The 21,083-nt window shown below is 74.7% G+C and carries 30 protein-coding genes; 11 read left to right on the top strand and 19 right to left on the bottom strand.

All coding sequences use genetic code 11. The features are described 5' to 3' along the window. Positions 1 to 21: 21 nt before the first annotated feature. Positions 22 to 1,506, bottom strand: coding sequence for a N,N-dimethylformamidase beta subunit family domain-containing protein (locus ABD973_RS33465; RefSeq protein WP_345504032.1), 1,485 nt, complete (start codon positions 1,504 to 1,506; stop codon positions 22 to 24). A gap of 371 nt (positions 1,507 to 1,877) precedes the next feature. Between ABD973_RS33465 and ABD973_RS33460 the strand changes: the two genes are divergently transcribed. From ABD973_RS33460 to ABD973_RS33450, 3 genes are all read left to right on the top strand, one after another. After that, complete coding sequence (locus ABD973_RS33460) at positions 1,878 to 2,180, top strand: isoamylase early set domain-containing protein (protein ID WP_386382272.1); 303 nt, start codon at positions 1,878 to 1,880, stop codon at positions 2,178 to 2,180. Positions 2,181 to 2,336: 156 nt separating this feature from the next. Continuing rightward, positions 2,337 to 2,639, top strand: coding sequence for a hypothetical protein (locus ABD973_RS33455; protein ID WP_125597488.1), 303 nt, complete (start codon positions 2,337 to 2,339; stop codon positions 2,637 to 2,639). Positions 2,640 to 2,898: 259 nt separating this feature from the next. Then, a complete protein-coding gene (locus ABD973_RS33450) occupies positions 2,899 to 3,198 on the top strand; it encodes a WhiB family transcriptional regulator (protein ID WP_206436459.1) in 300 nt (99 codons plus the stop codon). A 231-nt stretch (positions 3,199 to 3,429) separates the two neighbouring features. Here ABD973_RS33450 and ABD973_RS33445 read toward each other — a convergent pair whose 3' ends face one another. After that, entirely contained in the window at positions 3,430 to 4,809 is a 1,380-nt protein-coding gene (locus ABD973_RS33445; RefSeq protein ID WP_345504030.1) for an NAD(P)/FAD-dependent oxidoreductase, read from the bottom strand. A 304-nt stretch (positions 4,810 to 5,113) separates the two neighbouring features. Here ABD973_RS33445 and ABD973_RS33440 point away from each other — a divergent pair, with 304 nt between their 5' ends. Both ABD973_RS33440 and ABD973_RS33435 read left to right on the top strand, forming a co-directional pair. Then, the gene (locus ABD973_RS33440; RefSeq protein ID WP_125819701.1) at positions 5,114 to 5,563 is read left to right on the top strand and encodes an ATP-binding protein; all 450 of its coding nucleotides are present in this window, start codon (positions 5,114 to 5,116) and stop codon (positions 5,561 to 5,563) included. A 143-nt stretch (positions 5,564 to 5,706) separates the two neighbouring features. Then, a complete protein-coding gene (locus ABD973_RS33435) occupies positions 5,707 to 6,342 on the top strand; it encodes a VOC family protein (protein ID WP_125597478.1) in 636 nt (211 codons plus the stop codon). On the opposite strand, the gene ABD973_RS33430 is transcribed toward ABD973_RS33435, so the two are convergent. From ABD973_RS33430 to ABD973_RS33420, 3 genes are all read right to left on the bottom strand, one after another. Next, a complete protein-coding gene (locus ABD973_RS33430) occupies positions 6,332 to 7,222 on the bottom strand; it encodes an endonuclease/exonuclease/phosphatase family protein (protein WP_345504842.1) in 891 nt (296 codons plus the stop codon). The genes ABD973_RS33435 and ABD973_RS33430 overlap by 11 nt on opposite strands. 102 nt (positions 7,223 to 7,324) lie before the next feature. After that, positions 7,325 to 7,516, bottom strand: coding sequence for a DUF6381 family protein (locus ABD973_RS33425; protein WP_125597472.1), 192 nt, complete (start codon positions 7,514 to 7,516; stop codon positions 7,325 to 7,327). Positions 7,517 to 7,585: 69 nt separating this feature from the next. Beyond that, complete coding sequence (locus tag ABD973_RS33420) at positions 7,586 to 8,710, bottom strand: glutamate--cysteine ligase (protein ID WP_125819702.1); 1,125 nt, start codon at positions 8,708 to 8,710, stop codon at positions 7,586 to 7,588. A 258-nt stretch (positions 8,711 to 8,968) separates the two neighbouring features. Between ABD973_RS33420 and ABD973_RS33415 the strand changes: the two genes are divergently transcribed. Continuing rightward, positions 8,969 to 9,781, top strand: a complete 813-nt coding sequence (locus ABD973_RS33415) for an SDR family oxidoreductase (protein ID WP_345504025.1) — start codon at positions 8,969 to 8,971, stop codon at positions 9,779 to 9,781. Between the two features lie 51 nt (positions 9,782 to 9,832). Next, positions 9,833 to 10,534 carry an NAD(P)H-binding protein gene (locus ABD973_RS33410; RefSeq protein ID WP_345504023.1) on the top strand — a complete coding sequence of 234 codons (702 nt, stop codon included), beginning with the start codon at positions 9,833 to 9,835 and terminating at the stop codon, positions 10,532 to 10,534. 41 nt (positions 10,535 to 10,575) lie between these two features. On the opposite strand, the gene bla is transcribed toward ABD973_RS33410, so the two are convergent. The 13 genes from bla to ABD973_RS33345 all read right to left on the bottom strand — a co-directional run bounded on the left by bla (position 10,576) and on the right by ABD973_RS33345 (position 16,616). Beyond that, positions 10,576 to 11,508, bottom strand: a complete 933-nt coding sequence (gene bla / locus ABD973_RS33405) for a class A beta-lactamase (RefSeq protein ID WP_125819705.1) — start codon at positions 11,506 to 11,508, stop codon at positions 10,576 to 10,578. A gap of 157 nt (positions 11,509 to 11,665) precedes the next feature. Continuing rightward, entirely contained in the window at positions 11,666 to 12,016 is a 351-nt protein-coding gene (locus tag ABD973_RS33400; RefSeq protein WP_125597457.1) for a hypothetical protein, read from the bottom strand. A gap of 39 nt (positions 12,017 to 12,055) precedes the next feature. Further along, positions 12,056 to 12,328: a gas vesicle protein K gene (locus ABD973_RS33395; RefSeq protein WP_125819706.1), complete on the bottom strand. Its 273-nt coding sequence runs from the start codon at positions 12,326 to 12,328 to the stop codon at positions 12,056 to 12,058. Between the two features lie 3 nt (positions 12,329 to 12,331). After that, on the bottom strand, positions 12,332 to 12,526 hold the full coding sequence (locus ABD973_RS33390; protein ID WP_125819707.1) for a gas vesicle protein: 195 nt from the start codon (positions 12,524 to 12,526) through the stop codon (positions 12,332 to 12,334). Then, complete coding sequence (locus ABD973_RS33385; protein WP_125819708.1) at positions 12,523 to 13,323, bottom strand: GvpL/GvpF family gas vesicle protein; 801 nt, start codon at positions 13,321 to 13,323, stop codon at positions 12,523 to 12,525. Before ABD973_RS33385 ends, ABD973_RS33390 begins: the two co-directional genes overlap by 4 nt. Next, entirely contained in the window at positions 13,320 to 13,640 is a 321-nt protein-coding gene (locus ABD973_RS33380; protein WP_125597448.1) for a gas vesicle protein, read from the bottom strand. Before ABD973_RS33380 ends, ABD973_RS33385 begins: the two co-directional genes overlap by 4 nt. Further along, positions 13,637 to 13,849, bottom strand: coding sequence for a hypothetical protein (locus tag ABD973_RS33375; protein ID WP_125597445.1), 213 nt, complete (start codon positions 13,847 to 13,849; stop codon positions 13,637 to 13,639). The genes ABD973_RS33380 and ABD973_RS33375 overlap by 4 nt, the downstream gene beginning before the upstream one ends. Beyond that, on the bottom strand, positions 13,842 to 14,444 hold the full coding sequence (locus ABD973_RS33370; protein WP_345504014.1) for a DNA primase: 603 nt from the start codon (positions 14,442 to 14,444) through the stop codon (positions 13,842 to 13,844). Before ABD973_RS33370 ends, ABD973_RS33375 begins: the two co-directional genes overlap by 8 nt. Continuing rightward, a complete protein-coding gene (locus ABD973_RS33365; protein ID WP_125597440.1) occupies positions 14,441 to 14,677 on the bottom strand; it encodes a gas vesicle protein GvpG in 237 nt (78 codons plus the stop codon). Before ABD973_RS33365 ends, ABD973_RS33370 begins: the two co-directional genes overlap by 4 nt. A gap of 4 nt (positions 14,678 to 14,681) precedes the next feature. Beyond that, positions 14,682 to 15,401 (bottom strand): GvpL/GvpF family gas vesicle protein, encoded by a 720-nt coding sequence (locus ABD973_RS33360; RefSeq protein WP_125819710.1) that lies wholly within the window; start codon positions 15,399 to 15,401, stop codon positions 14,682 to 14,684. Next, entirely contained in the window at positions 15,398 to 15,829 is a 432-nt protein-coding gene (locus tag ABD973_RS33355) for a gas vesicle structural protein GvpA (protein WP_125819711.1), read from the bottom strand. The genes ABD973_RS33360 and ABD973_RS33355 overlap by 4 nt, the downstream gene beginning before the upstream one ends. 44 nt (positions 15,830 to 15,873) lie before the next feature. Next, a complete protein-coding gene (gvpO, locus tag ABD973_RS33350) occupies positions 15,874 to 16,185 on the bottom strand; it encodes a gas vesicle protein GvpO (RefSeq protein ID WP_125819712.1) in 312 nt (103 codons plus the stop codon). Between the two features lie 149 nt (positions 16,186 to 16,334). Next, complete coding sequence (locus ABD973_RS33345; RefSeq protein WP_345504010.1) at positions 16,335 to 16,616, bottom strand: DUF3253 domain-containing protein; 282 nt, start codon at positions 16,614 to 16,616, stop codon at positions 16,335 to 16,337. 88 nt (positions 16,617 to 16,704) lie between these two features. Between ABD973_RS33345 and ABD973_RS33340 the strand changes: the two genes are divergently transcribed. After that, entirely contained in the window at positions 16,705 to 17,727 is a 1,023-nt protein-coding gene (locus tag ABD973_RS33340; protein ID WP_345504008.1) for a YihY/virulence factor BrkB family protein, read from the top strand. Between the two features lie 46 nt (positions 17,728 to 17,773). On the opposite strand, the gene ABD973_RS33335 is transcribed toward ABD973_RS33340, so the two are convergent. Next, positions 17,774 to 18,022, bottom strand: coding sequence for a DUF6479 family protein (locus ABD973_RS33335; RefSeq protein ID WP_125819715.1), 249 nt, complete (start codon positions 18,020 to 18,022; stop codon positions 17,774 to 17,776). Between the two features lie 178 nt (positions 18,023 to 18,200). Between ABD973_RS33335 and ABD973_RS33330 the strand changes: the two genes are divergently transcribed. From ABD973_RS33330 to ABD973_RS33320, 3 genes are all read left to right on the top strand, one after another. Continuing rightward, positions 18,201 to 18,581 carry an STAS domain-containing protein gene (locus tag ABD973_RS33330; protein ID WP_345504006.1) on the top strand — a complete coding sequence of 127 codons (381 nt, stop codon included), beginning with the start codon at positions 18,201 to 18,203 and terminating at the stop codon, positions 18,579 to 18,581. Between the two features lie 103 nt (positions 18,582 to 18,684). Next, complete coding sequence (locus ABD973_RS33325; protein WP_125819717.1) at positions 18,685 to 19,065, top strand: ATP-binding protein; 381 nt, start codon at positions 18,685 to 18,687, stop codon at positions 19,063 to 19,065. A 542-nt stretch (positions 19,066 to 19,607) separates the two neighbouring features. Continuing rightward, positions 19,608 to 21,083, top strand: a complete 1,476-nt coding sequence (locus ABD973_RS33320) for an MFS transporter (protein WP_345504004.1) — start codon at positions 19,608 to 19,610, stop codon at positions 21,081 to 21,083.

Raw genomic sequence — 21,083 nt, 5'->3', positions numbered from 1 at the left:
GACGGGACGGCTGCCCCGTGCTCAGACCGGCCGGTGCGTGAGGCCCGCCGGGCCCCGGCTGAAGGCCCTCAGCAGGTTCTCGGTGACGGCCCTGGTGAAGGCCCCCGCCCGCCCGTCCATCCCGTGGTTGGCCTTGCCCCCGCTGCCGGTCGCGTCCAGGGCTTCCACCCACCTCATGGTGCCGGCCGTGAAGACCCCCGCGCCCGAGGGCAGGGTCAGGTAGGCGGACTCGGCCGTCGTGCGCCGGCCCTTGCAGATCACGGGCGAGCGGGCGATGACCTCGATCGGACCGGGTGCCGGGAAGTCGGGGTGCACCCGGTCGTACTCGACGCCGACCAGGTGCGCGAACGCGTCCCCGTAGCGTGCTCCGGTGCCGGCGAGCAGCCAGTGCGAGGGGGCGGCCACCACGTACGGGGCGTCCACCGGGTAGCCGTCGTACATCATCCCGTGCAGCTCGCTCTCCGGCTGCGGGAGCGGGGCGCGGCGGAATTCGTTGGTGGGCGGCAGGCCCGCGCGGTAGCCGGGGTCGGCCTCGTAGTCCTCCTTGAAGCAGACCACCGTCCGGTCCGGACCCACCGACGAAGGCTCGAACCGGACGCGGCGGTAGCAGCAGTTCGCGCCCAGGACCGCCAGGTTGGAACCCCGGTCGCGGGCCCGCATCACGTGCCGGCGCTGCCGCGGGCTCCAGTACTCGTCGTGGCCCAGGGAGACGATGGCCGTGGCGCCGAGCAGGAGGCCGGGTTCGCGGGCGACGTCGATACCGGTCACGTAGGCGAGCGGCAGTCCCGTCCGTTCGGCGAGGGCGATGAGCGGGGCCTCGAAGAAGGAGAACTGTCCGGCACCGTGGCGTGCCGCGTAGGGGCGGTCGAAGGAGACGGCCAGGGAACGCGAGTCCTTCTTCCCGGTCCCGCCCCGGTACAGGTCGGCGCCGCCCCAGCGGTTGTACGCCTGCCAGGTGGCGACGGAGTTCACCACGACCAGGCGGCCCGCCGTCGTGCGGGAGCGGACGGTGAGCGGCACGAGGCTCTGGGCCCGGCCGTCGGCGGTGTCCAGCCGCAGCAGATAGCAGCCCTCCGGCCAGCCCGTCGTGTCCACGGCCATCGACGGCCTCCAGTCGGCGCGCACCGTGCGGGTGGGGCCGTCGACCACCGGGGCCTTCTGAGGGGTGCCGGGCGCGGGGGCCGAGCGCCACACCAGCCGGGCCCGCGCGCCCGCGTACCAGCCCATCCGGTAGGCCGAGACCGTGTAGGAGCCGGAGCGCGTGGAGACGTACAGGTCGAACGGCTCGCCGGGCGCCACGCTGGTCCGGCTCGCGTACCCCTCGACCGCGTGCGGGGCGCCGGGCCGCACGACGCGCCAACCGGGGTCACCGGGCAGGGAATTCTCCGCCGGCACGTCCAGCGCGCCTGCGCCGGGGGTGGTGCGCGCGGCCGTCCGCCCGCCGCGGGCCTGCGCCCCGGCGGGCCCGGTCCCCGCCGGCCAGGCGCCCGCCAGACCGGCGGCCACGCCCAGCACACGCCTGCGGTCCGGCCCCCGCGACCGTGCCCCGGGACCGCCCGGCTCCCGCTCGTCCCGCGAACCCACCGCTCTTCCCGTCCCGCCGTCCATCCCCCTTTCCTAGCCCACCGCGGGCCCGCCGACGGGCCGGCCACGCCCGGTGGAACCGCGTGTCGCGGGGCGGCCCGTGGGGACGCCGGGAGCCGGAGATCTCCGGGTACTCGCGCACGTACGGCGGCCCGCGCCGGCCCGTACCGCGCTGGGCCGGGGCCTTCCGGCGCCGCCACCTGGCCCTCGGATCCGTCCCCCGGGCGGGTGGCCTCGGCAGGCCGCCAAAGCGCCTGCCGCGCGGGAGGCGGGCGCGGGTCGAGGATGCGGCGTTGCCGTCTTCACCCGTGGAGGTCTCGATGCTCGAACGCAAGCAGCTCAAGGGCCGCACCAAGGTCACTTTCGTCCTGCCCGACGACGTCCCGGACGGGCCGGTCAGCGTGGTCGGCGACTTCAACCACTGGAATCCCGCCGCCCACCCCCTCACCCCGCGCGGCGACGGAACCCGTGCGGCCACCGTCGCCCTCCCCGCGCACAGCGCCCACTCCTTCCGCTACCTCGCGGCCGGCGACTACTGGTTCGACGACGAGGCCGCCGACAGCCACGACGGCACCAACAGCCGTCTGCACACCTGACGGCCCCCACGTCCCGGCGGCGGAGGGGTGGCCACCACCGGCCGGGCCGCCCCTTGTGCCGCTCGGACGTGAGCGGCCCAGCGGCGCCGTGGGGCGGGGCGGTTGCCCGTCGGTTCGCGGGGTAGAGGCGTCCACGGGAAAACGGAAGGTGGCGGCATGTCAGACGAAACCGAGACCGTCGTCGAGACGGAACTCCAGCCGCACGAGCCCTCGCCGGGCGAGGTCGAGGCCCGCAACCGCGTACGGGTCCAGGCGGAGGGCATGACACACCATCAGGCGGCCGCCGCGCGCGACCGCGTCCTGGAGGCCGTCGGGGACGCGGCCGAGGCCGACGCGCCCGCCCGGGCGGCGCTGGCGGAGTGGTACCGCATCACCGAGCTCCTGGCCGGCCACGGCGGGCCGTACACCACCGAGGCCGACCCCTACGTGCAGGGCCAGTTGGCGGCACGCGACCACTGATCCTCGCCGCGGCCATGACCGGCGCGGTGTCCGTCGTCTGCTCGGACAGCCCGGGCGGCGCGGACGGTGGCGAGCCAGCGGCGGGCTGGGTGAACCCCACCGTGGTGAGCGGCTGCGCCGTGGGCGTGGCGGCCCTGGTCGCGGCTCCCCCGTCCCCCGGCTCCGGCGCTGCCGGGGCGCATGATCGGGCGTATGCCGGTCATACGCGGGTGCAGAGCGCGGCCACGACGGCCGCCCCTGCCGGAAGGACGCCCAGCCCGTGAGCGACATCTCCCGAACGGACGAACTCCTGCCGCCGCGAAACTCCGGGCCGCGCAACGCCGGGCCGCTCGACGGGCCGTGCCGTACGGCCGCGCGGGACGTCTTCACCCGGCGTGCCCACGAGCAGGCCGCAGCCGCCCGGGAGCGCGAGGAAGCGGCCAAGGCGGTCTGCCGGGACTGCCCGGTCCGCGTCCCGTGCCGCCGGCACGCCCTGGCCGGACGGGTGCCGCACGGTGTCCGGGGCGGCCTCACGCCCGCCGAGCGCCGTTCCCTGCTGATGGACGCCGGGTCCGGGTGACCCGCTGACGCCGGGACGGCGTCCTGCGGTCACGCCGCGGGGCGGACGGACAGCAGGGCCGGCTCCCCGCCTCCCGGCCCCGGGAACACGGCCGCCGCGCCGCGCCCCGGGGCCGGCCTGCTGCCCGGGCTCCGCGGCCTCGGCGGCGCGGCCCGGGCTGCCGTACGGTCCGCCCTCCCACGCCGGCGAGGGCGCAGACGCCCGGCGGCCCGGCAGGCGGGCCTGGACGCCCTACCCCGCCGCCCCCGGGCCGGACGCGCGCAGGGCCGCCGTGCGGGCCCTCACCTGATCCGCGGACAGATAGGCGTCCGTGTGCTCGAACTGCCGCAGGGTCGGCGGCGTGGGCGGCTGGATCCCGGTCCTGACGAAGTCGTCGCCCGCCGTCGCGTTCAGCAGCCAGTTGGTCAGCACGCGGGCTTTGGCGACGTTCGTGCGCAGCGCCGACCAGTGGTAGCCGCGGGCGACGGCCTGGGCGGGGAGCCCGCGCAGGGGGATGCCGAGCGGTTTGGACACCGCGTCGGTGCCGCCCAGGTCGACGACGAGCCCCAGGTCCTTGTGCACGTACGGACGCAGCGGCTGCCGGCGCAGCGTCGCGATCAGGTTGTCCGCGAGCGTGCGCCCCTGTCGCAGGGCGTGCTGGGCCGTGGGCGGGCAGATGGCGCCCTCCTCGCCCGCCGCGAGGTCGGGCACGGCCGCGGCGTCTCCCAGTGCGAACACCCCGTCCGCGCCCGGCACGGTCATTTCCGGGGTCACCAGCAGCCGTCCCCGCACGGTCTCCGCGTCGAGCGTGCCGATCAGCGGGCTCGCGGCGACCCCGGCCGTCCAGATCAGCGTCCTGCTCGGCAGGACCCGGCCGTCGGTCAGCGCGATCTCGGTGGCGCTCGCCTTGGCGACGCTGACGCCGAGGGAGACCTGGATGCCGCGACGGCGCAGGACGTCCAGGGCCGTCCGCCCCAGGGAGTCGCCGAGTTCGGGCATCAGCTTCGGCGCGAGGTCGAGGAGGTGCCAGGTGATCTCGCGGGGGTCCAGACGGGGGTAGCGCTTCACGGCGTGGTGGGTGAGCCGCTGGAGGCAGGCGGCCGTCTCCGTGCCGGCGTACCCGCCGCCGACCACGACGAAGCACAGCCGCGCGGCCCGCTCCTCCTCGTCCTCGCTGGCGTCGGCCAGGTCGAGCTGGGAGATGACGTGGTCGCGCAGGTACGTGGCCTCGGCGAGGGTCTTCATGCCCCGTGCGTGTTCGGCCAGGCCGGGGATGTCGAAGGTGCGGGTGATGCTGCCGGGCGCCAGGACCAGCTGGTCGTAGGCGTGTTCCTCGAACTCGCCGGTGATCTTGCGTACGACGCAGGCCTTGGCCCGGGTGTCGACGCCGACGACGCCGCCGGGGATGATCCGGGTCCGGTAGCGGCTGCTGCGGCGCAGCGAGACGGCGACGGACTGCGGGGTCAGCACGCCGGAGGCCACCTGGGGCAGCAGCGGCAGGTACAGCTGGTAGGAGTTCGGGGTGACCAGGGCGATGTCCGCCTCCGCGGGCGCGAGCCTGCGCTCCAGCCGCCGGATGCACTCGACGCCGGCGAATCCGGCTCCCACCACGAGAATCCTCGGTCGTGCCACGGTGTCCGTCCTTTCTCGGGCCTGCCAGGTCCCTACGCATCTGCCCGCGCGGCGCCGGTATGCACCTGATCGGGGCGCGGGTTCGGGGGTTTCGTCCGGGGCGCGGCGGAAACACGCGCAGACGCCGGCGCCTCGCCACGCCGGTACACCGGACCGGCCGCGGACGTGCCGGCCACGAGGAAGGGAACCGCCGTGGGAATCATGATCCTGCTGATCGCACCGATGCTGACGGCCCTGCTGCTGGTCACCCGCGGCGAGGGGCACCGTCCTCGCCACCGGGCCGGCCGCGGCTGAGGACGACGCCGTGGCTGTTCGAGCGGTGGGCTGGGCCCGGTCGTTCCCCGTCCACCGGGGTGTCCGCGAGGCCCGCCGGTGGTGTCTGGGTCACCTGGAGACCCTGCCGTGGACCGCGACTGCTCCCGACACGGTCCACTCCGTCCTGCTCACCGTGTCCGAGTTGGTCACCAACGCCCACGTCCACGCGCACAGCAGTGCGCACCTGGTCCTCACCTGGGACGGCAGCTGTCTGCACGTGAGCGTGGCGGACGACGACCCGCAGGTGCCCTCCCCCAGGGCGGCTTCCACCGGGGCGACCTCGGGCCGCGGCCTCGCGATCGTCGACGCCCTCGCAGACCGGTGGGACGCCCACGTCTTCCACGGCGGCAAGGCGATCACGGCCTGCTTCCATTCGCCGGAGCACCCGTCCCCGCACGGGCCCGCCAACGGCGACGACGCGGGAGACCCGCCCGCGTAGCGGGCGGCCGGGGGACGGCGGGGTCCGTCACCTCACCGGCACCGACCGCCCCTTCCCCCTCCAGGGCTGAATCCGCGGCGGACGCGGCGCGGCGGCGGGCGTGGCGCCGGGATTTGCGCGGGCCCTCGGGTGATGATGCGGCGGTGCGACTTGATCATGTGTCCTATGCGGTGGCCCGCGACAGCTTCGTCTCGACCGTCCAGTGGATCGGATCGGCACTCGGCGCCGGGTTCGTCGACGGTGGCGTGCACCCGCGGTTCGGCACCCGCAACTTCATCCTCCCGCTGAGCGGCGGCACCTACGTCGAGGTCGTCACCACACTCGACCACCCCGCCGCCGACCGCGCACCCTTCGGCCAGGCGGTCGCCCGCCGCGCCGCCGAGGGCGGTGGCTGGCTCGGCTGGGTGGTCTCCGTCGACGACATCACCCCGGTCGAGGCACGGCTCGGCCGCACCTCGGCCGAGGGTCACCGCGTCCGCCCCGACGGGTTCGACCTGAGGTGGAAGCAGATCGGCCTGCTGGAACTGATGGAGGACCCGCAACTGCCCTACTTCCTCCAGTGGCTGGTTCCCACCGAGGAACGCCCCAGCGCGGGCCCGCGCACCTCGACCACCATCCACGGGGTCTCCATCGCCGGGGACGCCGCCTCCATCGCCGAGTTCCTCGGCGAACCGGCCGACCACCCCCTCGACCAGATCGACGTCACCTGGGTCGAGGACGAGGAACCGGGCCTGGTCTCGGTCGAGTTCGCCACCGCCAAGGGCCCGGTCACGATCTGACCCGGGCCGGGTCCAGCTCGGTGTGCAGCAGGTGGTGGTCCGAGTACGGGCTGGGGTGGACGCGGTGCGTACGCGGGCTGATGCCGCGCAGGAACACGTAGTCGAACTTGCTGTTCCAGTCGGTGGTGGCCGCGCAGGCTCCGGTACCGGCTGCCGAGGGGCGACAGCCGGGGTCCGTGTCCGTGGCCAGGGCCCACAGCGGGCCGAGTTCGGGCGCGTACGGCACGGCGTTGAAGTCACCGAGGACGATCGCCCGGTCGTGGCGGGCGACTTCCGCGGCGAGCACGCCCACCTGGCCCGCCCTTACCCCTTCCTGGCGGCGCTGGGCGAGATGGGTGTTGAAGACGCGTACGGGCCGGCCGCCCACCAGCGTGGTGACGGCCAGGTAGCCGCGGTCCTCCGAACCGCCGTCGGGGTATTCGACGCTCACCCGGTCCGTCATCGGCGCCGCCGACAGGATCGCCTGGCCGAAGCCGCCCGGCCGCCACGGCAGGCCCCCGCAGCGGTTCCAGTTCCGCAGGACCGGCCCGTACGCGACCCGGTAGACCAGCCCGTAGACCTCCTCCAGGTACCCGCGGATCTGCTCGACGTCACGTACGCACGCCTCCTGCAGCCCGATGACCTGCGGGGCGTACGTGGCGATCTCCGTCGCCCGGCCGAAGTTGAGCCCGCTGCCGCACGGGTTGCAGAGGTTCCACGTGCCGACGCGGTCCGGTACGACCTCCTCGGCGGCGCCGGGCGGCAGCGGCCTGGCCGGGGGAAGGCCACGGCCCGGCGCGCCGGGGCCCAGGAGCAGCACCGCGCAGACCGCGGTCAGCGCGGCCGCGGCCCACCGCGCGCCCCTGCTCGGCACCAGCGCCTCCTCGAAGTGGACGCACATCGTCACACGCCGCCCTCGACGGACGCTGGAGGGGGCCCCGGTCCGGGGCGGGGCGGACCTGCCGGACCGGTTCGCCCCCCGCCCGCGCTGACCGGGGGCGTACTACATGGGGTCCATCGTGGCGCTTTCCGGGCCGTGGCGGTCTTCCAGGTCCTTGCGGATGCGCAGGGCCTCGTCCATCAGGCCCTCCCGTTCGGCTTCGTCGGCGGACTTGCCGGCCGCCAGTTCGAGCGCCTCCGCCTGTTCACGCATGCGCCGGGCCTGTTCGTCGGTCCGGTGGTTCTCGGTGGCCATGGGATCTCCTCCGGGTGGGTACGGGACTGGGCCTCCACTCAAGCACTCCGCGCGGCGCGGCCGCCGGAGCTACGCCGTGGCGGCCCGTCCGAGGGTCATCTGCGCGCACTCCGCGACGACGGCGGCGAGGGGGCGCCCCTCGGCGTGGAGGCGGCGCTGGACGCGGGCGCCGTTCCCCCGTTCGTGGAGGTGGGCGATGGCCTCCCGGACCCGTTCGTCGTCGCCGTGGTCCAGCAGCGCCTCGCGCACGTACCGGTACAGGGCGTCCACCACCTGCTCGGGGGGTGTCTCGCGCATGGTCTCGGGGTGCAGCAGGGGCCCGTCCAGCCCGGAGCGGCCGGCCCGCCACGAGGCCAGGCGCAGGAGGCTGGTCCCGATGCGGGCGGGCGGCTGTCCCTGCTGCCAGGCGCGGGCGGCGGTTTCGACCAGGCCGCGGACGAGGGCGGCGAGGAGGACCGTGGTCTCGGGGTCGAGGCAGACGTCCGCGACGCGTACCTCGACGGTGGGGTAGCTCGCGGACAGGCGGGCGTCGAAGTAGATCATGCCTTCGTCGCGGAGCACACCGGTGTCGATCATCGCGCGGACCTGCTCCCGGTAGCGGTCCGCGGATCCGAAGAGGTCGACCGGTCCGGCGGAGGGCCATCTGTTCCAGACCCGGCTGCGGTAGCTCCCGTAGCCGCTGTCCTCGCCCTGCCAGAACGGCGAGTTCGCGCTGATCGCGGTCAGGACGGCCAGCCAGGGCCTGATGCGGTCCAGGACGGCGACGCCCTCCTCGTCCGAGGCGACGGACACGTGGACGTGGCAGCCGCACGTCAGCTGCTCCTGGGCCGTCAGTCCGAACCGCTCGCCCAGCCAGCGGTAGCGGGGTCCGGCGTTCAGCGACGGCCGCACGGGCAGCGGTGAGGTCGCCACGGCCAGCACCCGGGCGTCGGCGGTGGCCGCGTGGCGGGCCGCCTCGCCCCGGATGCGGGTGATCTCCTCCCGCAGTTCGCCCATCTCGGTGAGCGGTTTGGTGGCGAACTCCACCTGTTCCTTGTGGAGTTCCTTCTCGAACTCGTGGTCCTCCCGGCCGTGGCCGCCGTGGCGCCCGGCGGAGCGTTCCGCGGCCGCCAGCACGGCGCCCGAGACCGCGAGCGGCGAGCCGCTCGACGCGTCCACGAGCAGGAGTTCCTCTTCCACACCTACGCTTCGCACACCGCCGCCTATCGGTCGAACTTCCGGATGGCCCGCGTCTGCCCAGCCCTCCCCCGCGCATGCGCTCCGGGCCGCGGTGAGGTGGAGCGCTTCGCCCACCCGCCCGGATCCGCGGGCCGGAGACCGGCAGGACGGGCGGGTCCGGGTCCCCGCGCACATACTGGAACGAGGGGTGGAAGGGGGACGTCCACGCGCGCAAGGGTGTGACCGAGGAGGGCGGCTTCCCGGCCGGCGGCTCGGTCGGAAGGGAACCCTGACATGATCAGTCCTCTGGACTTCGCCCCCGCCACCGCCGTGGTCACCGGCGCCGACTCCGGTATCGGCCGCGCGGTGGCCGCCAGGCTGGCGGCGACCGGGCTGGACGTCGGCATCACCTGGCACCAGGACGAGGCGGGTGCCCGTCGAACGGCCGAGGAGGTCCGGGCACACGGGCGGCGTGCCGCGCTCGCCCGGCTCGACCTGACGGACCTGCCCGGCGCGGCGGACGCCGTCGACCGGCTGGCCGACGAGCTCGGCCGCCTCGACGTCCTCGTCAACAACGCGGGCACGGGGACCGCCACGCCCTTCCTGGAGCTCGACCTGGCCACCGTGCGCCAGGTGCTCGACGTGGACCTCGTGGGTCCCCTGCTCTGCGGCCAGCGGGCCGCGCGGCACATGATCCGCCAGGGAACGGGCGGCAGGATCGTCAACGTCACCTCGGTCCACGAACACCAGCCAAGGGTCGGCGCGGGCCCCTACTGCGCCGCGAAGGGCGGGCTGGGGCTCCTCACCCAGGTGATGGCCCTCGAACTCGCCGAACACGGCATCACCGTCAACTCCGTGGCACCCGGGGAGATCGCCACCCCCATGACGGGGCAGGAGGACGTGGACGTGCGGACCCGGGACCGGCCCGGCATCCCGGCCGGACGGCCCGGCGACGCCCGGGAGGTCGCCGCCGTCATCGCGTTCCTCGCCGGACCCGAGGCCTCCTACGTCACCGGCGCCTCCTGGGCGGTGGACGGCGGCATGCTGCGCATGGGCCCCATGGCCGGGTCCCACATGGACCACGGCCGGTGGCGCCGGCCGGTGTGACATGCTGCGGTGACTCCGGCGGGCCGGCCGCCGGCGGCGGAGAGGACTTCCATGACCCGCAGCGCGCTCCTGGCCGGAGCCACGGGACTGGTCGGCGGACAACTGCTGGTACGGCTGCTGCGCGACCCGCGCTACGACCGCGTCACCGTCCTGGCCCGCCGCCCGCTCGGCCTCGAACACCCGCGGCTGGACGCCCGGGTGGTGGACTTCGCCAAGCTCCGGGCCGACGACCTGCCGCCCGGGCCGGCCGGGGGCGACGTGTACTGCGCGCTGGGCACCACCATCGCGCAGGCCGGCTCGCAGGAGGCCTTCCGCGAGGTGGACCAGCACCACACCGTACGGGTGGCCGGGCTGGCCCGGGACGCCGGCGCCGACCGGATCGCCGTCGTCTCCTCGGTCGGCGCCGGATCGGGCAGCCGCGCCTTCTACCTCCGGGTGAAGGGGGACATGGAGGCGGAGGTGACGGCGCTGGGCTACCCGCAGACCGAGTTCTTCCGGCCCTCCTTCATCCTCGGCCGCCGTGCCGCCCACCGCCGGGGCGAGGGGCTCGGCGGCTCCGCCGCGACCGTACTGGCCCCCCTGCTGGCCGGGCCCGCCCGCCCCTACCGGCCGGTGCCGGCGGGCCGCCTGGCCGCGGCCATGATCGCCGCGCTGGCCGAGGACCGGCCCGGGGTCCGGGTCCGCACCCACGACGACTTCCTGGCCCTCGCCCCGGACCCGGGCGCCGTCGCGGAGTCCGGCGGCCGGGGCTGACGGACCATCCGGTTCCGGTGGGCGGGGGCGCCCGTCCCCCGTCAGCGTCCCGGGTCGGCGAACGCCTTCGCCAGGACCCTGGCCGCCCCGGACACCAGCGCGTCGTCCGCTTTCGCGTCCTGCGCCGGTTTGGTCGTCAGGACCGCCAGGACCAGCGGAGCCCCGTGCGGCCGCCACACGATGCCGACGTCGTTGTTCGTGCCGTAGGAGCCGCCGCCGGTCTTGTCGCCCAGCCGCCACTCGGCGGGCAGCCCCTCCCGGAAGCGCGCGCCGCTCGTCGTGTTCGCGCACAGCCATCCGGTCAGCAGCCCGCGGTCCGCCCGGCCCAGCGCGTCGCCCAGGACCAGCCGGGCGTACGTGCGGGCGATGGCCCGGGGGGTGGTGACGTCGGTGACGCGGTCCGGTTCGGCGCTGTTCAGCTCGGGCTCCCACCGGTCCAGGCGCGTCACCGGGTCGCCGAGGGAGCGGGCGAAGCGGGTGACGGCATCGGGGCCGCCGAGTTCGCGCAGCAGCAGGTTGGCGGCGGTGTTGTCGCTGTAGGTGATGCTCACCTCGCACAGCTCGGCGATCGTCAGGCCGTTCGCGAGGTGCGCCGCCCGCTTGGTCCACTCCGAGTATCCGGACCTGTCGATGTCCGCCTGGGTGTAGTGGACGCGGCGGGCGAGGACCGAGCCGTCGTGGTCGAGGTCGCGCAGGACCGCCGCGGCGGCGAGGGTCTTGAACACCGAGCACATGGGGAAGAGTTCGTCCGCCCGGTGGGTGACGGTGCGTCCGGTGTCCGTCTCCAGGGCGTACACCCCGAGCCGCGCGCCGTGCTCGCGTTCGAGTGCGGCCAGGGCCCGGGCGACCCGCGGGCCGACCCCCGCGGCGGGTACGGGCGAGGCAGCGGCGGCGGGGGCGGGGCCGGCGGTGAGTACGGTGCCGGCGCCGAGGGCGGCGGCCAGCACGCTACGGCGGGCCGGGGGCATGGGCATGGGGACCTCGTCTTCTTCCGGGAACCTTGATGATCATGACGCAGGGAGTGGATACGACGGTTCCACCCCGGTTTGCGCCGGTCCCCGGAGCCCGCTCGTGGCCCCCATGGCCCATGCGCTCACGGCCCGTACCAACCAGGCCGGGCGGACGCCCCGTTCAGAGACGGCCGCCCGTGAGCCGGGACAGCGGGCCGCGCCGTCGCAGGCCGGAACGCCGTCCGAGGGTGTAGGCGGTCGTCACGACGGCCGCCGTGGCCGTGGCGGCACCGGCCGCCGCGGCCTTGCGGGCCCTGACGGCGGTCCAGACCCAGCCGGCCCGGCCCAGGGAACCCCGGACGGCCTTCGCGGCGGCGACCGTCTTCTCCCCCAGCGGCGCCGGCAGGGAGGCGAGGGCGCCCGCGGTGTCCTCGGACGCGGCTGCGGCCCGGTCCCGGGTCCTGGTGGCGGTCCCGTTGGAGGAACCTCGCGACGTGGAACGGCTGCTGGTGTTCTTCTCCGATTCGGTCATGTCCCGCGTGTGACCCGAACCCCGGGCGGCAAACCCCCCTCACAGGAGCTTTCCCAGGGGGCCCAGGTCGATGTTCAGGTCCTCGGGGCGCAGGCCGAACCGGCGCCGCAGGAGGTCCATGCGGTCCTCCAGGAGCATCAGGGTCAGGCCGAGGCGTTCTTCCTGCTCCTCGGTGAGGGTGCCGCTCTCGAACCGGCGCAGCGCCTGGCGTTCCATGAGCTGGCGCAGGAGTTCCACGACGGTCAGGACCAGGCGTGCGAGGTCGCGTTCGACGGTGTCGGCGTCGAGGTCGAGCTGCTGCGGTCGGCTCATCTCTCATTCCTCCCAGGGTGCGGGCACGGTGTCGCCGACGGAGCTGACGAGCGCCTTCAGGTCGATGCGGACGAGGTCGACGTCGGCGATGCGCAGCGTGATGTCGCCGACGAGCACGACCCCGCCCGCCAGGAGGCGGTCGAGGAGGTCGACGAGGGCGACGTCGGCGGTTTCGGCGACGTCCCGGGTCCCGCTCACGGGGCTTCCGCGGCATCCGCGGGACCGTGGGCGAAGGAGTACGGGACCCAGGGGCCGGTGACCTCGATCCGCAGGCCCGCCGGCAGCGAGTCCGCGTCCGGGACGCCGTCCAGGAACGCCCGCCGGTCCGCGGTGGGGACCAGGTAGGCGGCGTTGAGCACGTTCCGGCCCGGGGCCGACGACAGCGCGCCGTGCTGCGGCGGGTGCGTGACGGCGCCCGACGCCCTGGCGCGGAGGTCGTCGTGGAGCGTGCGGGCGGTCTGCCGGGCCCGGTCGTCGCGGTCGTCGCGCGCCCGTCGTGCCGCGACGCGGGTGCGCAGGTAGTCGCGGCCGGAGCCGCCCGCCGCCGAGGGGGCCGGGGAGGCGGCCGGGCCGTCGGCAGCGGCGGGTTCGGTGTAGAGCTTGACGCCCCACTCCTCCGTGCCCGCGAGCCGGCGCAGGGCCCGGGTGAGCGGTACGCGGCCTTCGGCCAGCATCCGCCGGACCCCTTCCGGGCCGCGGCACACGGTCGCCAGCCGCAGCGGGACGGTGGTGGCCAGCCGTCCCACGCGGGCCACCACCCCGTGGTGGGCGCGGGCCACTCCGGCGAGCCAGTCCAGGTCCTCCAGGCGGGCGCGCAGCGGTCCCTCGTCGAAGTCGGCGGCGGACACGGGCTCGGCGACGGCGGTGAGGCCGTCATGGCCGACGAGCCGCAGGCCCGCGCCGAGGACGGGGCCGGTGTCGGCTTCGACGAGGGACCGCGGGAGCTGCGGGCCGGTCCGCAGCACGGCGTACACGTAGAGGAGTTCCTCGCTCACGGGTGTTCCTCCCGGCGGGCTTCGAGCGCCGCGATGCGCCGGCGCAGATCCGCGTTCTCACGGCCCAGCTCGCCGTCACGCGCCTTGGAGGACAGGGCGGGGTCCCGTTCCCACCAGTCGATGCCCATTTCCTTCGCGCGTTCCACCGAGGCGACGACCAGGCGGAGCTTGATGGTGAGCAGTTCGATGTCGAGCAGGTTGATCCGGATGTCGCCGGCGATGACCACGCCCTTGTCGAGTACGCGTTCGAGGATGTCGGCGAGGTTGGCTCCGCCACCGTCGTCGCCGAGCCGGGGCAGGCCCGAGGGTGTGGTCATGAGGGGCGTCGGCTTCCGTGACGGCCGCGGGGGCGGGCGGGACCGGGCTCGTCCTCGGCTTCGAGGAGGAGCGTGGCGCGCCCCAGGGCCCGGCCGATGCCCGCCAGGAGGCATGCGGCCCGGACCGCGAGGTAGTGCTCCAGTTCGTCCTTGACCCGGTCCGCCGCGGGGCTGTTCCCGAGTCGCGCCAGCAGGGTTGTCTCAGGCATCGCCGCCGTCTCCCCGGCTGCCGCTCGCGCCACCCTTCACGGCGCCCTTGGCCGCGCCCTTCGCCTCGCCGGAGCCGCTGCGGCGGGAACGGCCGGCCGACGGCGCCTGTTTGCGGGCCGCGCGCTTGCGCGGCGGGCGGCGGTCGCCGCCCTGTGGCTCGTCGGCGTCGGCGTTCCGGGGCCCGTCGGCGTCGGCGACCGCTTCCGCGTCGGCGTCCGGGTCCGGGTCGGCGTCCGGGTCCGCGTCCGCGGCCTGCCGACCGGTGTCGTCGTCCCGGCCCGTCAGGTCCGCGAGACGGTCCTGGAGGTCGAGGGTGCGGTCGTGCAGGCGGTCGGCGAGGGCGTCGAGCCGTCGGTCCACGAGCGCGCCGACGGCGGCCGGTGCCACGCCGCGGAGGTCCGTGCGCAGCTGGTCGCGCAGCTCCTTCACCCGGGGGCGGTCCCGCAGGCCGCCGACCAGGGGAAGGGCCGGCCCGGAAGCGACCCTGCGGCCGAGCACCAGGGTGGTGAGGCCGAGGGCGAGCCTGGCCTTCTTCGTGCGGCCCAGGAGGTAGCCGGCGCCGACGGCCAGGCCCAGGGCGGTGCGGTTCGTCATGTCGGTCGCGACCTGCTCTCCAGTCGGGCCAGGAGTTCGTCCTCCCGGCGGTCGAATTCGGACTCGTCCATCTCTCCCGCCTCGAAGGCCGCGACGAGCCGTGCGAGCTCGCGCTGGACGACGGCGGGGTCGTGGTACTGCCGCTCGGCCTCGGCGAGGACCTGGCGCATGACCCAGGCGGTCCCCCGTACGGGTGCGGCCGGGAGCAGCAGGACTTCCTTCAGCAGGCCCATGGCCTCAGCCCGCCTCGGCGAAGCTGTAGGGCGGCAGCGGGCCGGTCGCCTGCACCCGCAGGTGGTGATGCTGTTCGTGCAGGGCGCGGACCGCGGCGAGGAAGTCCTCGCGGCGGTCGCGGTCGACGAGGAAGGAGCAGTTGGCGAGCCAGCCGGCGCTGTCGGGTCCCCGGCGCACGTCCTCGGCGTGGGGGGTCAGGGCCTCCTCGATGAGGGCGGCGTCCGCCCGCTCGCGCGCTGACACCGCGCGCGCGACGAGTTCACCGAAGAGCAGCTTCTCCTCGTGGGTGCCGCCGCCCGCCGCGCGCATCGCCTGGTGGCGGGCGATCAGCTGGGGATCCGCGGCCAGGACCGAGTGGAGGACCGCGTCCTCCTCGTGGCTGGCCTTGACGTTGTACTCGTCGCGGTTCACCAGGGCCTCCAGACGTTCGAGGTAGGACTCCTCGTGTTCCGAGAGGATCGCGCCGACCGTGTCGTCGTCGGGTGAGACGCCGCCGAAGCGCATCGGCAGGACGGGGCCGCCGGCCTGGGCCTGGATGACCACCCTCTGGTGGGCGAGCAGGTCCCGCCGCTTCGGCTTCAGCTCGGCGGGGGCGTCGCTGACCAGTGCGGCGAGCCGGCCGGCCCGGACGGACCGGACGGGGAGGGGCGGCTCGCCTATCCCCTCGATGGCGCCCGGGAGCTTCTGCGAGGCGCGGGTGATGCCGTAGACGTAGGTGCTCATTCCTTCTCCTCCCGGCGGGCCGTGGCGCGCCGGCGCGGCCGGCTCTCGCTCTTCTCCTCCGTGCCCTCCTCGCGGGCCTGGCTGAAGGCGTCGGAGAGGGTCTGGGCCGCCCCGCTGAGGACGCCCTTGGTCTTGCCCCGGGCGCCGGACTCGGTCAGCTCGCCCATGAGGTCGGGCAGGCCCGGGTTCTTGCGCGGTCCGGCTTCCAGGTCGAGGCGGTTGCACGCCTCCGCGAACCGCAGGTAGGTGTCGACGCTGGCCACGACGACCCGTATGTCGATCTTGAGTATTTCGATGCCGACCAGCGAGACGCGTACGAACGCGTCGATGACCAGGCCTCGGTCGAGGATCAGTTCCAGGACGTCGTACAGGCCGCTGGAGCCGCCGCCGGACGCGGCGGGTGCGGGCTGGGCAGGAACGACGGTCATTGTTCCGCTTCCCTTTCTTCGGGGGCAGGGACGGGCGTCCGCCTTCAGCGACGGTCCGCGCGGCCCCTCTCGTAGCGGCGGACCCGCCGGTAGCCGATGAGTTCTCCGTCGGCGTCGGCCTCCACCTCGTAGGAGGCCAGCAGCGTCATCGTGTCGGGGACGCGTGGCAGTTCGACGATTTCGACCGAGAGCTTCCAGGTGCCGTCTTCGGCCCGCTCGCACGAGCTGACGGCTTCGGCCGGAAGGCCGAGCAGCTGGGACAGCTGCCGCATCGCCGAAAGGATCACCGTGGCGGGGCGCGGGGGCTTCCCCTGGTCCGCCTTCGTCTGTGTGTCGTCGTCAGGTGTGTTGGTCATGTCTTCCTCCTGCCGCGTATGGCCGCCTTCCGGGACCTCAAACCCCGCGACGGCGGGCACGAGTTGAGGAGGCCGGGCAGGAGCGGTCCCTACGGCGCCGTCGCGGCAGGCGGGAGCGGGTACGGGCCGCGCGGCGTGCTGTCGGGGCGTCAGGGGGTGCGGCGGGTGCGGCGGATGCGGATCGGACCCCGGGCCCGGTCCGGATCGACGGGACGGCCGTGCTGGGTGATCTCCACCTCGCCCGCCGCGGCCAGTCGGCGGGCCGCGCGGCGGACCGGCTCCATCAGGGCGCGCCAGCCGTCGTCGTCCGCCGCGTACACCGCCCGCGCGGCGTCCGAGGGGCAGATCGTCGTGCCCGGCCCGCGGCGCTCCAGCAGGTCGAGGATGGTCCGTTCCAGCCGCCGTTGCGTGCGGCGCGCGTCGTCCGCCACTCCCCCAGTGTCACCCGGGCGGTCGCCGGGCACCGCGTCCGGCGCGGGCAGGAGGCATGCTCGCGGCGGGACGGGACATGCGCCGACCATGAAGGCCAACGGGACAGCTGACGACAGGGACGGCCGCCCGCCGTCGGACACGGGATCCGGGGAACCGGCGCACGGGCCGCCCGACCGGCCGTCGCTGCTCCCCGGCCGGTCCTGGAAGGCGGTGGTGCGCGGCACGGTGAGGGAGTTCACGGACGACGAGCTGGCGGACCGGGCGGCGGCCCTGACCTACTACGGGGTGCTGGCGCTGTTCCCCGGCCTGCTGGTGCTGGTGTCGCTCCTGGGCGTCGCGGGCGACGTGGCGACCCGGCAGGTGCTGGACGAGCTGCGGGCGCTCACCCCCGGCGCGGCACGGGACGTGATCACCGACGCGGTCGAGCGGTTGCGGGACCACGCCGGTGCCGGCTCCTTCCTGGCGGTCGTGGGGCTGGTGGTGGCGGTCTGGTCGGCCTCCGGCTACGTCGGCGCGTTCATCCGCGCCTCGAACGCCGTCTACGACATGCCCGAGGGGCGGCCCGTGTGGCGGGTGCTGCCCCTGCGGCTCGGTCTGACCGTGACGCTCATGGGGCTGGCCGTCGCCAGTGCGCTGATCGTGGTGTTCACCGGTGGCCTGGCCCGGCGTGCGGGCGCGGCGCTGGGGATGGGCGACACCGCGCTGGCGGTGTGGTCGACCCTGAAGTGGCCGGTCCTGCTGGTGCTGGTCACCGCCATGATCGCGCTGCTGTACTGGGCCGCCCCGAACGCCAGGGGCCGCGGCTTCCGGTGGGTCAGCCCGGGCAGTGTCCTGGCGCTGGTGATCTGGATGACCGCCTCGGGCGGCTTCGCGTTCTACGTGGCGCACTTCGGCTCGTACAACAGGACGTACGGCACTCTGGCGGGCGTCGTCATCTTCCTGGCGTGGTTGTGGATCACCAACCTCGCCGTGCTCCTGGGCCTGGAGTTCGACGCCGAACTGTCCCGCCAGCGCGCGGTGGCGGGCGGGCGTCCGGCGGACGAGGAGCCGTACGTCGAGCCCCGGGACACGCGGGCCTGGACCGACGAGGACCGCCGCCGGCTGGAATGAACGGAGCCGGCGGCGGAGGCAGGGCCGCGGCACGCGCGGCCGCGCGTCACCGGTCGTCGTCGTGGGCCGGGCCCGCGTCGGGCTCCTGCCAGGAGTTCCGCCGGGCCACGGCCTGCGGGTTCTGGTCGACCGCCCGGGCGCCCGGGTCCCTGCGGCGCGCCGCGCGGCGGCTGCCGTACCAGAACGCGGCGACGAGCAGGGCGGCCACGAGGACGCCGACGGCCATCAGCAGGAGGGCGGGCGTACCCTCGGCCGCGAGAACGGGAGTCGCGAGGTGAGGAGTGGAAGCAATCATGAGCGCCGTCTACCCCTTCCCGGGCCTCCCTCACGGGTCCGTGCCGGTCCTTCCGAGGGGGCGTACGTTGGAAGGGCCCCACCGGGTCCCGGAAGCCTCGCCGACGGGCGCGCGGGACCTGCAGGGCGGCTTTCGCCGCCGTGCACACGTGTGCGCAGGACCGGGGCAGGAGGCGGCCATGAGCACCGACCCGGCGAACCTGCCCCTGCCCGCGCCCGACCTGAAGACGGACACCGTACGGGTCGGCAGCGCCGTGGTGTGCGTCCTGTCCGGCGACGTCCACCTGGGCACCCGGGCCATCGGCGACGACGCGCTGAGCCGGGCACTGGAGCTGCGTCCGGCGCTGCTCGCGGTCGACCTCGACGCCGTGGAGCTGTTCACCGCCGACGGGCTCAACCTGCTGCTGGCCGTGCGCGAGGCCGCCGACGAGCAGGGTGTGACCCTGGTCCTGCTCTCCCCGGGCGATGCCGTACGAGAGGTGCTGGACGCCACCGGCGCGGCCGGGATGTTCGAGATCCACCCGACCCTCGCCGAGGCGACCGCCCGCCACCGCCGGTAACCCGTGGGCCGCACGTGGTGTGGCCCGGTGGGCGGTGGGCAGGTGACGGAACCAAGAGAACTTCGGCCTTTCGGGACCCGTGATGGGACTGCCGCCTTCTGCTGTGAGCCATGGAATCGACCTCGACGACGCGAACGGCGCCGCGGGGTGCGGTGCGGGCGTGGCGTGGGTCCGCCGGACCCTCACCGACATGGGCCTCCTGGCCCACGGTGGCGATGTCGTCCTGGTGGCGGCCGAGTTGCTCTCCAACGCCGTCAAACACGCCGGGGGCGTCCGCCACCTCGCCCTCGACCGGCACGACCGCTTCCTGCGGATCTCCGTCAGCGACCACGATCCCCGCCCGCCGCACATGGGCGAGCACCGTCCGGACTCCATCGGCGGGCACGGGCTGTTCCTCATCGACCAGCTCGCCCTGCGCTGGGGCACCCTGCCCACGCCCGGGGGAAAGGCCGTCTGGGCGGACCTTCCCCTCCCGGCCCCGTGAGCGGGCGGGAGGCGGGGGCGGGCCGGCGGGGAGGCCGCGAGCGGGTGCGGGAGGTGCGGCGCGGCTACGCTGGAAGAGCGGCCGGACAGGTGAGCGGCCTTCCGGCCGCCGGGCCCGGTCGTGAGCGTCTCCTCCCCCTCAGCAGGCGCCCGCGCCGGGCTTCGGGGTGTGTTGCGGGGCCGGACGCCACCCGCGGGGCCGGGCGTCGTCCCGCCGACCGGCCCGGGGGCCGCTGTGTGGTCAGCGGGCGCCGGGGGCTTGGCCGGGGCGCGTACGCGGGGAGGCGTCGACGCGGCCGGGCGGCCGTGCCTGCGGCGGGACGACACAGTGGTGCCGCGGCGACGGCCCGCGGGCGGGTGCCCTGAGGAAGGGGTGCCGCCCGCGGTCACCAGCCGCGGTGGTCGCCGGTCTGGCGAGACGTGCCGCCGTCACCGGCGCGTGTGTCCCCGATCCGCTCCTCCAAACCCCCTCGCGGGACGACGGCGTCCCTGAGCGGTCCGGGCGGCGGTTTGGCGGGTCCGGCCGCGGGCAGCAGCGCGTGCATGACTGAACTCGGGGATCGCTGCGCAAGCCCGGATGCGGGGACGGTCACGACGAAGGTCCCCGCGAGACTGGACCGGCTGCCGTGGTCCCGGTGGCACTGGATGATCGTGGTCGGGCTGGGCACCGTGTGGATCCTCGACGGCCTCGAGGTGACCGTCGTCGGCAACATCGCCGGGCGCCTCTCCGAGGACGGCAGCGGCCTGGCCGTCACCGACGCCCAGGTCACCGGGGTCGCCGCCGCCCTCTACGTGGCCGGCGCGTGTGCGGGGGCGCTCGTCTTCGGACGGCTGACCGACCTGTTCGGGCGCAAGAAGCTGTTCCTGGTCACCCTCGGCGTCTACCTCGCGGCGACCGCGCTGACCGCCGTGTCCTTCTCGGCCTGGTGGTTCTTCGTCTTCCGGTTCCTGACCGGCTTCGGCATCGGCGGCGAGTACGCGGCCATCAACTCCGCCATCGACGAGCTCATCCCGAGCAGGTACCGGGGGCGCGTCGACCTGATCATCAACGGCAGTTTCTGGCTCGGTGCCGTCGCCGGTGCCCTGCTGTCGGTGGTCGCACTGGACACCGGCGTCTTCCCGGCCTGGCTGGGCTGGCGGCTCACCTTCGCCCTCGGCGTGGTCCTCGGCCTGGTCATCCTCCTCGTGCGCAGGCACGTGCCCGAAAGCCCCCGCTGGATGTTCGTCCACGGCAGGGAGCGGGAGGCCGAAGAGCTGGTCACCGGGGTCGAACGGCAGGTGGAGCGGGAGAAGGGCGTGCGGCTGCCCGAGCCCGGGGAGGCGATCACCGTGACCCGCCACCGCGCCATCGGCTTCGGCCTGATCGCCCGCACCGTCTTCCGGACGTACCCGCGGCGCGCCGTCCTCGGCCTGTCGCTCTTCGTCGGCCAGGCGTTCCTCTACAACGCGATCACGTTCGGTTTCGGGACGATCCTGATCCGGTTCTTCGGGGTGTCCAGTGGCGGCACCGGCTACTTCTTCGCCGTCGTCGCCTTCGGGAACTTCCTCGGGCCGCTGCTGCTGGGGCGGTTCTTCGACACCGTCGGCCGCCGCCCGATGATCGCGGGTACGTACGTGCTGTCGGGGCTGCTGCTGTTCGGCACGGCCTGGCTGTTCGGGACGGACAGGCTCACCGCGCTGACCATGACGGCCTGCTGGTGCGCGGTGCTGTTCTTCGCGTCGGCGGGGGCGAGTTCGGCGTACCTGACGGTGAGCGAGATCTTTCCGATGGAGACCCGGGCGATGGCGATCGCCTTCTTCTACGCGGTCGGCACGGCCGCCGGCGGGATCTCCGGGCCGCTGGTCTTCGCCGAGCTCACCTCCAGCGGCGTCCGCTCGGACACCGTGCTGGCGTTCTGCGTCGGGGCGGCGCTGATGGTGGCCGCGGGAGTGGTCGCCGTCTTCTTCGCGGTCGCCGCCGAGGGGCGCTCCCTGGAGGAGGTCGCCGCCCCGCTGTCCGCGCGGACGGACAGCGCCTGA

It is taken from the genome of Streptomyces racemochromogenes (genome assembly GCF_039535215.1).
Taxonomy (GTDB): domain Bacteria; phylum Actinomycetota; class Actinomycetes; order Streptomycetales; family Streptomycetaceae; genus Streptomyces; species Streptomyces racemochromogenes.
Note: the sequence above shows the minus strand (reverse complement) of the source record. Positions and strands in the feature narration are given on the sequence as shown.